Genomic DNA, 11,999 nt, shown 5'->3' on the forward strand with positions numbered 1-11,999 from the left:
GCTCCACTCCGGCCCTAGCTCTCACTGTAGTCGTGCTAGTCTCCTCTGATCGTGCTGATGTCACTCTCGATCCCGGCCTCACCTCGAATCTCGTCGAGGTGCTTGACGAGCCGACGGTTGTCGGCGCGCAGTGCGGCTTGGAGGTTTTGGTAGAAGTTGTGCCGGCGAGTGTTGTGGCCGACGGTCTCGACCACCACCGAGTCCATAATCGGGAGCAGCCTGGGCCGTTTGCGTGCCAGGAGTTTACTGGTCTTAGCACGGCCTACGCCGGGGTTGCCCCGTACTAATGACCACAACTTCTCAGCATCAGCGAGGACATCCTCGTCTGCATCGACGAGGTCAAGATCCGTCGGGAGGCGTCGCAGTAGTGCGCGCAACTGGTCGCGGTAGTCGGGGTCGGTGTCGCCGAGAATCCGCAAGGTCGCGTCACCGGGGATCCTGACGTCAAGAAGGGTGACCGCCACAAGGTCATCGACGGCGAACCCATCTCTTGTCTCGAAACGGTCGCCACCACCAGCGAACCGCTCGAAATGGGACCCACTGTAAGCGGGCAGAGGATCGGCGTGGAAGTAGTCAGTCAGCACGTCGACAGCAAGTTCGCCCTGTTCAGAGTCGAGAATCAGCGGCAGGCGCATACCGTCAATGGCCATGACCGACGGTACCCCGAAGACGGTGTTAGGTGTCGCTCAATGGGCCCTGCGCAACGCCAGCGTCGCCGCGTGCCCTTCGATGGGTTTCACGCTGCCGTGCCAACCACCGCCGTACTTGCTGCGGGTAGAGGTCCAGTCCCGGTAGGTCTTCGGCGTACTCAAGGTAGGTGCTTTCGCGGCGTTCGCCTCGGCTCGCGTTTACGACATCCCATCGTCAGCGTTTGACTGCTCGTTTTGGTACTCAGCTACAAACTCAGCTGCCGCCTTCACGATACGAGTGCGAGCAAGCTGCGGGTCGTCCCCATCGAGTAACTCAAGCGCTGAACGATAGTCAAAGGCATCGTTGGACACCGTGAACCAACCTCGAATCTGACGCGGGGAGAGCACTTCTTCGAGTTCGGCGATGGCCTGGTAGGAAGTTCCGAGTCGGATGAGTATTGCTTCCCTGCGCAGCACATGCACTCCACTCGCCCAGCGTGTAACCGTCCGGGGGTCTGCGGCAGCGAGCACCTTCGCTGCCAGGTCCAAGCCCAGCACCTCGATGAGGTGGCTTGTCATCGCCCGCGGGGTGTTACTGATAGTTGCGGCAATCGACCTTGTCATGCCGATTCCTTTCAAGTTCCACAGTTTTTCCAACGCGCCGAGTACGGGCCGACTACTATCGGCGGTGACGTACAGCTCTCAGTGCCACGTGTCTGCGTGGCACGGTTTGCGTCACTTTTTCGAAGCCGACCGGCGCCCAGGTTACTAGGGCACATGGTCGGCTTCTTTTGTTTTTTGGGCGGCAGGAAGGAGGGCCGGGAATGCGGCAAGGTGCATGGCTCAGTCACAACGCCGGCATTCGCTCGCGCTCACCTCCCACAGGAAGGCGCAAATAGCCTTGAAATCTCACATACAGAAGGCCGGGTTGCAGCCCGGCCAACTGTCAACACATCACTGACGTGACTTCGTAACTTCAACTCCGAGGATAACCCATGGATCACACCTCGGGCATTCTTATGCCCAAACAGACTTCTTGCTCGCGGCGAGGCTGGCGGGTGGGACGATGACCCAGCGACCTCAGCTGCCTCGCGTCCCGGCTCGCCGCGGGACTCGCCGGATCGACCCCAAAATCACCGCGCTCCTCTCCAATCAGATGAGCAGTCGCGACGCCATGCGTGCACTGGATGATCCGAGTGCTGTCGCTGACCTCGTTCAGTCGGCGCAAGTCATCCTCTGGGATGGCCGGCACCCGCATGTCCAACCGTTTGCCTCCCGCGATCAGTTACCGCTGGCGCAGATGCATCCGGTCCGCCGAATCGGCACCTATCACGGTGCCCGATCGCGATTCGCCTACCACCCCACCGAGTTCGACGGACATCGGCACTTAGTGCTGGCCGAGTCCCTCTTGGAGTGCTCCTGGATGCAGCAACTGGATCGGCGCCCGGAGCACTGGGGCTATCTCGGCCAGGCATTGTGGGTGACGTGGCGGCTCGGCGAACGTCAGATCACCCATGTCCCCGACATCGTCGGTCAGGACGTCGACGGCCATCAGTGGATAGTCGACGTCCGGCACACGCAGGGGATGAATACCCGAACTGGGGTGGTGATGGACGTACTGATGCGGGCCACCTGCATCGCGAGCGGCATCGACTATCAGCTCTTCAACGACCTGAATCCGCAGCGCCGCAGAAATCTCGAGTTCTTGTCGACCATGCGCTGGCGTCGTCGCGTCGAGGATACGACGTGGTGGCCAACAGTGATTGAGAGGAAGCCGAAACAGTTCGTCGACCTCGCCGCTGCCGCCGGTGGTGGCCCCTTCGGCCGGAATCGGGCACTGCACGTCATCGCACAATGTCACGTCGACATCGATCTGGATTTGCCGATTACCTCCACGACCGACCTGCGTTGGAGGCTCAGCGATGGTGAGTGAAGTATCCACAGCGTTCACGCCCGGCCAATCGTGGCCACACAACGGCCGCATGCACACTCTCGTGGCGATCTCATCCGCCTTCCCGCGGACCGCCACTCTCAAAGACAATGCGACCGGGGAGCACGTTGAGACTGCGCTGCTCGAGGCTATTCACGACCATGCCGACTGGGTGACACCCGAGCGTCCGCATGATGACCCCGCGACTCGCCTCGCTCTCTTGCCTCCCAACAAGCAGGCCAAGGCCGTCGAGCGAGCCCACCACATCCGCGAGGTCTTGACCGGCAATCCGTTGGGAGAACCATTCGATCCTCTCACTTGCGACCACCGCTACGATCCGGCGCGCTACTCGGTGGAGACACGGATGCAACGAAAGGTCGAAGATCTCGCCGGCGTGCGCGGGTACAGCCGCTCCAGTCTCTACGAGTTCCGGCGAATCTATGCGGAGACGTCCGGAGATATCTCGGCACTGGCCCCCGGCGGTATTCCCGTCCCTTACGACCCCTGCGCGGGGCTCGAGGAGGAACTTCTCGCCGCTGTACAGGCAATCATCTCAGATCTGCACGCCGAAGGAGAGTCCTCCAGGGAAGACGACGCTCGGCTGGTTCTGTTGAAGAAACGCCTGCTGAATGGCGGTGTCGACCCCGCCCATCCGGCGCTGAAGAAACGTCGATTAACCAAGATCATGAAGCACTTCGAACGGGGAATCCCTACCAAGAACGCCGAACAGAAGCGGAGCAAGGATTCTCGGAATGTCAGCTATGTACGCCGCCCCAAAGCTACGCAGTACTTGGAGCGCGTAGAGGTCGACGCAACCCCACTGAACGTGTTGGTTTACGACCCCGACAGCAAGGCCACATTCCGCCCTTACGTGCTCGTCGCGATCTGCTGCGCCACCAAGCTCATCACCCTCCGACTCTGCGCGAAGCAACCCACGACACGCGATGTGCAGCTCCTGCTGTTTGACATGCTTCGGCCGATGGTCCTTCCAGACCGTGTCCGGGATCACCAACTCATGCTCGGTGTTCCGCAGGAGGTCGTCATCAGACAGGCCGATGAGCTCGGAGCCGTCGTGATCGACAACGGCAAAGAGATGATCAACGTCTCCACTGTGGATCTGGCCATGCGCTTCGGGATCCGGATAGAGGGATGCCGCGCCGGAACCGGGTCCGACAAGGGACTCGTCGAATCGGCGAATCTGACACTTGACCGAGTCCAGCAGTGGCTCGAGGGCTACGTCGGCAGACGGTCACATCAACGCGGCAAGGACGTCCAGGCGTCCCTAACCTATCCCGCAGTGGAGATGGTGCTGCAAGAGTACGCATACGGACTTTATCCGTACATGCCACATCACGGGCTACCGGTCGAACCCCACAGCGCCAAGCTCCTCACTCCAGCCCAAGCGTACGAGCGCTGCTTCATCCGCGGATCAGCTTGCGATAGAGTTCCCCACCCCGATGACGTCTTTCAGCTTCTAAAGAGCGACGTCGTCGCTGTCAGCAGCGACGGTGTGCGGTGCAATGGGTTGAAGTACACCGCACCAGAGTTGCGCAGTGTCATTCGCGAAGACGATCCCACCAGCAAATACGCCTCCAGCATTCGCATCTTCTACGACAAAGCAGACCGCTCGAGAATCTTCTCGTATTCAACGCACCACCAGCGCTGGTTCCAACTCACCGCAATCCACGACAACGGCCAAGCCCTGGGGCCGTGCAGCGACATCCTGATGGACGGCTACGTCGACTACCTACGAGCTGCGGCTATGACGGAGGACCAAGAGCTCAACACCAAAGTTGCATTTAACCAGTTCATCGATCACGTCATAGCGAACGAACCACTGCGATACGCCCAGGATCGGGCCTACCTGCACTCTGCGTTGCCTGCTCCCGACGGCAGTCCCGGCGCCCACTACGTCTACCACGACGACCTCGACCGGAACCGGGACTTCATCCTCGACTCCGATATCTACCTTGCCGATGACAACCAGCTCATCGGCATCATCACCGGCGGAGATGACTTCTGACTATGGATGCCCCCATCAAGCGCCCACTGAGTCCCTATGACCGTTTCGACTTGTCGAAGTTCGTCCTACACCTCGACGACATGGCGCCGCCGCCAAGTACGGCGCACAATTCACCAGCGGAGATCAGCCACTGGATCCAGGCCGCAGGACCGATTGAGACCTCGGAGCTGCAGTGGATTCAGTCCGCCATGACCCAACTACTGCGCACCAACTCCTCCACGATCAACGGTGCACGCCAATGGCTCGGAATCGACGGACCGCCGATGAGCGGCAAGACGTTCTCTGCCGTGGTCGCGGCCATGCGAATCGACACGCAGCTTCGAATCAGCCAGACCGGTGATGTCGAGGATCCGTTCGAGCACATTCCGGTGGTCATCGTCTCGGGCAATCTCGGTGAACCCGCCCTCGCCCGTACCCTGCTCGACAACATCGCGCGCTTCATCGGCGTAGTTCTGCCTTCCGGATTGTCCGCGGCAATCGAAGCGACCGCACGCCACCTCAAGAACGTAGGCACGCTCCTGATCGTCGTCGACGACGCACACTTCATCAAACGCAAGAGTGGCAGCAGGAACCTCACCGATGCTCTCAAAGACATCATCACCACCATCCCGGCCAGCTTCGTTTTCGTCGGCGCAGGCCTGGAAGTGAGCGCACTACTGCATGTCCCGACCGGTTCCGGCGAAACAACAAAGCGAGCATTCGACAGCGCCAAAGCGCAGAAGCTTGAACGCGATCAGTATTCAGCGGTCTACCAGCTTCGTGAACGTCTGTCCTTTCATTCCGTAAAGCTGTTCCCATCCGAGATGGGTCGGGTCCATCCGGTCCTGCGGAACCGAATGACAACTCTGATCAACGAGCTCGATCGCATCGACGGATTCGACGCATCGGCACTGCGGTCAGAGCAGGCACTGGAGCGCTTCAGCGCTCGCTCGCTTGGGAAGACCGGGCTCGCATTACGTCTGATTACCCGGACGGCTGCAGCAGCAGCCGAAACTGGCGCCTCACCCACGCTCGACCATGTCTCCGCAGTCACGGGTCTCGAGATCTCTGATGACTAGATTTCCGCTCACCAGTTCACCATTGCGGTACGAGTCACTCGACTCGTGGCTGGAGTACCTCGCTAGCCTGCTCAACTGCTCAGTCCGCAGGCTCCTTCGAGCGGCTGGCGTCGAAACCAAAGCCCGAGCAGGATTCACAAACTCTGTCGACGACGACTTCGCGAACAAACTCGCAGCCGCAACCGGTGCGACGCCAGAATCAATCCATAGCGCAACACTGCACCGTTACCCAAACCTCCTCACCAACGGCATCGTGAACCCGACCCTCGCCGGTGGAACCACCGCGGGATACTGCCCTCTTTGCCTCCGTGAGTCAGACGGCCGCTGGCACCTCGACTGGCATGTGAAAACTACGATGACCTGCACCATCCACAACGTCGTCCTACTTCAGAATTGCCCAACGTGCGGAAGCCGACCTCGTTTGTCGTCGACACGCACGGTGCAGCCGCTGCAAGGGAACCCGTTGAGAAGCGGCCCTTGCGGCCTTCACGGCTGCCTGCCCAGTCTTACCCGCGCACCAGCGCCCCACGTCGCCCCTGACGGGCTGATCGTGGCCGGCCAACAGTGGATCGATTCGCTGTTGTCTGGCAACACCGTCGAACTGCCCTCACGGCCCGGGTTCACCGCCTCCGCCGCCGGACTTCTCTCCGACATCACATCTCTGCGAAAACTACGGGTTCCGCTTGCACGGCCAATCAACAGCGAAACCGGCAACGAATACCAGCCGAGTGATGAGAACGTAGCGCGAGTCCTCGCGGAGATCGACGACAGCGTTCCCCCCGAGCCGGACCGCCTCTCAAGTCTGGTCACCCAGACTCTTTTTGCGGCGGCGTACACCGCAACCAATGAGCGCGAGGCAGCTGAATTCTTCAGCTTCATACCTCCCGAAACCGGGCGGCGCCTGTGCTATCACCGACCACTCACCGACAACCCCCGCGCGATTACTCGCACGACGCGGCACCTGTTCTACCGCTATGAGTTCGCCAGCATACGGACTGATACTCCCTCCTGGCACCGAGAGGTTCTAGCAACCCTTCCGGTCGTACCTCTTTCACCGTCGTACCTGCCGTCACGGATCTGGCCCGACGTCGTCAAGAACCACCCCGACGTCCCCGAGGCTGTCCGTGGTCTCATCCCCCTCACGGCAGTAATTTCTCTGTCAGCAATGGGGTCTAGCGCGCCACCAGCATCACTTCGGCGTCAGTTCAACATCGTGATGGTCCATTACCAGATTGACATTGAGCTGCAGGCCCTCTGGGCTTGCAGTAGCCGCGAGCAGATTCTTGACTACTACCTAGACTTGCACGAAGCTCTGGCTTCCAATCCGCCAGTTATCGACTACGGCCGACGCCGAGCACTGTTCCCGACACCGATTTCGATCCCCACCGAAGCCAGCACAAGCCCGCAAGAGCGCCGCTTCGTGTGGCAGCTCCTCACTGGCTCCGATCCATTCGCGAGCACCGGATCCCGAGGACAATTTGGCCCCGTCGTCGCGATGTACCTACGGTACGTCGAAAAGCTCCAGCCTGAGCATGCCGATCGGCTCCATGGAATCGCCAACACCATCCTCCACATGGCCGGTATCGACAACGAGCCGCTCTTATACTCCCCGACCGGCGGATCGACGGGCTTCGGCGATCCGAGCAATCGCACGGCCAAGTTCGACTGGACACAGGCGATCCATCCCGGGGCTCACGTTGTCGATCTCGCAGCGGCCGAAGAACACCGAAGCCCGGCAGCAATCGTCAACTACGCCCTGACTGGCAGCAGCTCCATCGCGAGGCTCCTTCTGGACTTCCTATCCACCGCCGATCAGCCAACAACCATCGCGTCCGCAGCGCACCTCGGCCGGCACGGTCCACAGCAGTACACGTCTGAGGCCCGGCTCGAACACCTACTTGGCCGCGCGGTTTATACCCGTGCCCGCAAGAACAACCCTCGGGCAATCACGCGAGCCGGCCGCGCCCTCCGAGACCTCTGCGAATCCCACAGAACCGAACTTGAGCGAGCCGCAGGGCCATCCCGACCAATAGTTCGCGAACCATAATTGCGCCAACGATATGACCAGCAACATTGGAACGCCGACCGCAGTGTCGAGTGTGCACGCGGAATTTGGCGGTGCTGAGTGTGCACTCCGGGTTGCCGGCGTCGAGGGCGGTGACGGTTGAGGCCGGTTGTCCTTGCAAACACATGGCCCGCTGTCCCCATCGTCGACAACGTCGCATCTGGCACTGTGTGCATTCTGGGCGGGTTCCATGCTCCGACTACTCTGGGTGCCAGCCGAAGAGCGCACGGTGGTAGGCAGCCGTCGGGGGCAGCGGTAGCTGGCCGAAGGCGTCAGGGATCTCCACACATCCGAAGATTGAGCTTGCATAAGGGAGCCCGGAGGGCTTGTTGGTCAGTATTAGCTCGGCAAACTCTTCGACGTACGCGAGTCCTGTGCGTAGCAGCGTGAAGCCTGTAGTCGCCAGGTCGGCGACCATTGCCAGCGGCCGGAAGACATCTGGTTGCCCTTTCCACACGCCCAGGGCGTCGTAGTGCTCCTGAGATAGTGCCGACGACTCAGGATCGAGTTTTGGGACTTGATCGAGGTCGATTGCGAGGCTCTGGTCGCTTCCGTAGATTCGGCCCAGGCTCAGACCGACCGGTAGTACACCGTCGTGAATGTGATTTCGCAACTGCTTGCACACCCACGCGTACTTCTGGAGACGCTTCACCTCGGTGAGTGCTTCGGCGCTGTAGACGGATTCCAGGTGCTTCTGGATGAACTGCTCGGAGTCCAGTGACTGATGGGCGGGCTTCACCGCGCGGAGGTCTTTAAGCATGCAGAACCCTCGACCGAGGATGTCGTATACCGCCGAGAGGTAGAGGAGTTCACGATCGAAAGCCTCGGCAGCAGTCTCGATCACATCTTCGCTTCGATCCCCTGTGATCGGGTTCGACAGAGCTGCGAGCAATGTGTCGAACGCCTTCGTCGCCCTGATCAGGCGTACTTGTACGGCATGGCACATCGAGACGACTCTCGGTGCCCCTTCTTTCGCCGCGATAGGTTCGAGGCAGTCGAAGAAGGTCATCGCACTGAGCACACCCTCCTTGTAGAGGCGCGTAACGCTTCCAGTTGTCCTCGTCGACTTCCACGTTCCGCCGCCGACCATCGTTCCCTGCTCTGTGGCAATCACAGGGTTCGCGGTTACGCGGAGATAGTGCCCGATCAGGGCCACGGCCTCGGCGGGCGAGACGGAGGCAACCCGATCGTTGTCTGAGACATCCGAGCGTCCAGCGGTCGGAGCAGCAGTGATGATCGCGTCGAGCCCGAGGACACGGGCGGCCGCCGCGTGCGCGGCAGCTCGGTGGAGCAGCTCGACGGGCAGTGGTTCCGAGCCGCCGGGCAGGTCCGTCAAGTCGAGATGCTGGTAAAGATCGAAGAAGTGGACCGCAGCGCAGGCGTCGATTTCTGGACCTTTCGAGGCGACCCAGAACTCAACCGAATCACCAAAGCGGCCGGCGGCGTCGACCGATGTGAAGCCAAGGCTATGGATCATCGTGTTGTCGCCCAACGCTTTGACCCACGGGTGAGGCACTTCCTGGCCGCGGGTGATGATGAGTTCGGCACCGACCTCATCTCTCTGCAGGAGAGGGAGCAGATAGCCTTCAGGCAGGTCTGGCAGTGTTTCGACATCCACCCCAATCCGGATCTTCCGCACTGCCGGGACGATCGGAAACAACGGCGTTTCCACCTCCCGCGGCGCGGGCTCGGGTGGACGCACATATCGCATGAAGCGATAGTTGGGCTGTCCCTCGGGAATAACGATGCTCATGCCGAAAGGATGCCTGCTCCCTCCGACAACTCAATTCCTATGCTGCGCGGCACCAGCGGTCCAGCACATTTCCAGCGGCACGGGAGTGGACCTACTTGAGGACGCCACGGCCATCCGAACCCGTGGGATCTGCTCGGTCCGGATGAGTTGTGCTTCCCCTGCGTGCGGGTCTCGCTGGAGCCCGACGTGCGACGGCGGTGGGCGCGAATGAATCTGGAAGGAGCCAGTTACTGAGGTCCATCGAAGCGCTATTGACCGGCGATGACTACGTTAAGCGCGACTTCTGCCGATACTCCACGGAGTTCAATGAGGACAACGCACCGGAGTTATCGGCCACGCCGGCCTGGCCCAAGAGTGCGTGCATATAGGCCGAACCGGCCGATCCTGTCTGAAGCTGGGATGTAGGCGGCTTCTGCCATGGCGAAACCCCATGCGGTGAAATCGTCAACGATGCGGATTCGCCGTGAGTCAGCGAGGAGGGGTCGAACGCCGAAGCGATCACCCGTGCACGGAGTCGCGGTCCGCCGACACTTCGAGAATCTCGCAGATCGGCCGCATGCCCGGCGGTGGCACTTCATCGGTGAGGTCTGTGCCTTCGGGAATCCGCCCGGGCTCTCCGAAGAAGCCTCGTCCACGCTGCTCCCACCTGGTCTCGTTGACCACGACGTCAACTTCGAGGCCTTCGGCAGGAATCGCGAGGTGGCCGCGCTCGACCAGGAATCGGATGTAGGCGAGGGTCTCCAGGGCGACGACGGCGATGTGCGAGAACACATGGGTCGCCGCGCGATAGCGGTCGCGCGCGTCGAACTCGTCGTAGCTGGGCAGATCGCCGTGGATCGAGTCCTCGTACAACCAGGCGTAGGCCAGGTCTAAGTCCGTGGCCTGGCCGATCTCGCCGGTCTCGATGTTCTGGACCACCATGCTGTAGGCCCGGGTCTTGGCTCCGCGGGCGCGGTCGCGTTCGGTCGCCTGACGCCACTCTGTCCTGAAGTGCGCGCTACTTCGGGCGATCGTCTCGTCAGCCGTATCTGTCAGCGCGTCAAGCGAGTCCATCACTTTCGAGTGACCAAGGGTGTCCCGGTCGAGGGTCATGGGTCGCAAGCGAGCGGCGAGAGACTCGAACTGAACCTCGTCGGGCAGGTCGAACTTGAGGACGACCTCACCGGTCTCCGGGTACACCTCTGTCTTGAACTGCGTCTTGCACAGCTCCCGGATTCGCTCACCGCCATCCATCGCGATCAGTGGGTGAGCCTCAACCCGACGGAGTCGACGTACGAAGGCGCTGAGCCGTGCGGCGTCGTCGATATTGGACATGTCGGCATTCTTCCAGCGGGCTCAGACATGGTCCAGATTGTCTTGCTGCCGAAGTTGTGTCCCCCTGTGACCAACGAGATCCAGGCACTCCTCGAACGGGTTGCCAGTAACGATCCGGCGACGGCGAAAGAACTGCGACGGCACATCGGCTCCCTGCTGAGCGGGCGGCAGTTCGGGCTGAACTTTGAGCGACACACTCCGGAGGCGCGGCGCTCACCAGGCGGCCGATCTCGGTCGGCGACAAGTGCGGTTCCTGCCCACGCGGGGCAAAGCGGCCGCCGAGTCCGAGACGACCTGGGTCGTGACCGGGACCTCCGGGCGCACGAAGGCCCGCGTGGCCTCGTCCACTTGCTTGAAGCGCCGGCATGTCGCCGGGCGATCTCGGCGGCTTGCTCCGCGGCCAAAACGCTATTGCGGCGCCACAATCAATCCGAACGACTCAGGCCGGGACGATTGCCTCACGAAAGATCGAGGATAAGGGGGCGGCTACAGCTCACAGCTCGCCACGGCGCTTTAGGTCCCTAACCGTGCTCTCGATACCGCGAATATCGACGTAGGCCTTCTTGCGTGGCGAAGGCTCCGAAATTGCAGGCTCATCCGCGTAGGGGTCGCGGGTTAGCCTCGATCTTTCGTGAGGTGCTGATCCCGGCCTGATCTGTTCGGATTGGTTGCGGCGGGGCTGATTATGGCTGTCGGGTACGACAGGATCGCCGAGGCCGTCGGTGCGCGGTCGGGTTTCACTGGCCCGAAGGGGTGGTCTTTCAGTGGTAGGGGCGGATTGCGACTGCTGTTCAGCTGGTGTTTCGGTAGGCGTCGAGCCGGGTGATTGCGGTGATGAGCAAACCTGTGTGGCGGGCCTGGTGGTCGAATCGCAGGCGGTGGGTGCGGGCGTGCCGGGCCAGGCGGGCGGCGGTGGCCAGCAGCCGTAGCCGGAGGTTCTTCAATTCCCAGGTACGTGCGTCGGTGCCGGTCAAGGCAAGCATCTGCATCCACGCGTTCAGGTCGAGTGCGAGGGCGACGACGGCGAGCCAGATCTGATTCTGGGCGAAGGTCGTGAACGGCAGGTTCCGCAGACCGCAGTCTTTGGCCTGGCGGATGCGGTCCTCGCAGCGCGCCCGGCGGCGGTGCCGTAGTTCCAGGTCAGCGAGCTGCCCGCGGTTGGCGTTGGTCGCGAACGCGGTCAGCCGCCAGCCATTGCGGTCGGTGATCCGCAACTGTGCTCCGGGG

9 protein-coding genes and 1 pseudogene are annotated in these 11,999 nt (G+C 61.6%); 5 read left to right on the plus strand and 5 right to left on the minus strand.

All coding sequences use genetic code 11. The annotated features are described in order from the left end of the window. Positions 1–35: 35 nt before the first annotated feature. Together ACJMNC_RS14655 and ACJMNC_RS14660 are read right to left on the minus strand one after the other, a co-directional pair. Positions 36–650, minus strand: a complete 615-nt coding sequence (locus tag ACJMNC_RS14655; protein WP_408948693.1) for a DUF6308 family protein — start codon at positions 648–650, stop codon at positions 36–38. A gap of 198 nt (positions 651–848) precedes the next feature. Then, positions 849–1,253 (minus strand): hypothetical protein, encoded by a 405-nt coding sequence (locus tag ACJMNC_RS14660; protein ID WP_408948694.1) that lies wholly within the window; start codon positions 1,251–1,253, stop codon positions 849–851. A 532-nt stretch (positions 1,254–1,785) separates the two neighbouring features. On the opposite strand from ACJMNC_RS14660, the gene ACJMNC_RS14665 reads away from it, so the two are divergent. The 5 genes and pseudogenes from ACJMNC_RS14665 to ACJMNC_RS14685 all read left to right on the plus strand — a co-directional run bounded on the left by ACJMNC_RS14665 (position 1,786) and on the right by ACJMNC_RS14685 (position 7,687). Next, positions 1,786–2,562 carry a hypothetical protein gene (locus tag ACJMNC_RS14665; protein ID WP_408948695.1) on the plus strand — a complete coding sequence of 259 codons (777 nt, stop codon included), beginning with the start codon at positions 1,786–1,788 and terminating at the stop codon, positions 2,560–2,562. 49 nt (positions 2,563–2,611) lie between these two features. Then, on the plus strand, positions 2,612–4,582 hold the full coding sequence (locus ACJMNC_RS14670) for a Mu transposase C-terminal domain-containing protein (protein ID WP_408948696.1): 1,971 nt from the start codon (positions 2,612–2,614) through the stop codon (positions 4,580–4,582). A gap of 2 nt (positions 4,583–4,584) precedes the next feature. Beyond that, complete coding sequence (locus ACJMNC_RS14675) at positions 4,585–5,640, plus strand: AAA family ATPase (RefSeq protein WP_408948697.1); 1,056 nt, start codon at positions 4,585–4,587, stop codon at positions 5,638–5,640. Further along, positions 5,633–6,013, plus strand: a pseudogene (locus ACJMNC_RS14680) (TniQ family protein); the annotation flags it as partial. The gene ACJMNC_RS14675 and the pseudogene ACJMNC_RS14680, both read left to right, overlap by 8 nt. A gap of 66 nt (positions 6,014–6,079) precedes the next feature. Beyond that, positions 6,080–7,687, plus strand: coding sequence for a hypothetical protein (locus ACJMNC_RS14685; protein WP_408948713.1), 1,608 nt, complete (start codon positions 6,080–6,082; stop codon positions 7,685–7,687). A 217-nt stretch (positions 7,688–7,904) separates the two neighbouring features. Here ACJMNC_RS14685 and ACJMNC_RS14690 read toward each other — a convergent pair whose 3' ends face one another. The 3 genes from ACJMNC_RS14690 to ACJMNC_RS14700 form a co-directional block, all read right to left on the minus strand. Continuing rightward, positions 7,905–9,458 (minus strand): hypothetical protein, encoded by a 1,554-nt coding sequence (locus ACJMNC_RS14690; RefSeq protein ID WP_408948698.1) that lies wholly within the window; start codon positions 9,456–9,458, stop codon positions 7,905–7,907. A gap of 498 nt (positions 9,459–9,956) precedes the next feature. Then, complete coding sequence (locus tag ACJMNC_RS14695) at positions 9,957–10,772, minus strand: hypothetical protein (RefSeq protein ID WP_408948699.1); 816 nt, start codon at positions 10,770–10,772, stop codon at positions 9,957–9,959. A 791-nt stretch (positions 10,773–11,563) separates the two neighbouring features. Beyond that, positions 11,564–11,999 (minus strand): transposase (locus tag ACJMNC_RS14700; protein WP_408948700.1); only part of this gene is annotated, 436 nt, incomplete at its 5' end.

Origin of the sequence: Gordonia sp. VNK21, from assembly GCF_046098115.1 — a bacterium.
GTDB lineage: Bacteria > Actinomycetota > Actinomycetes > Mycobacteriales > Mycobacteriaceae > Gordonia.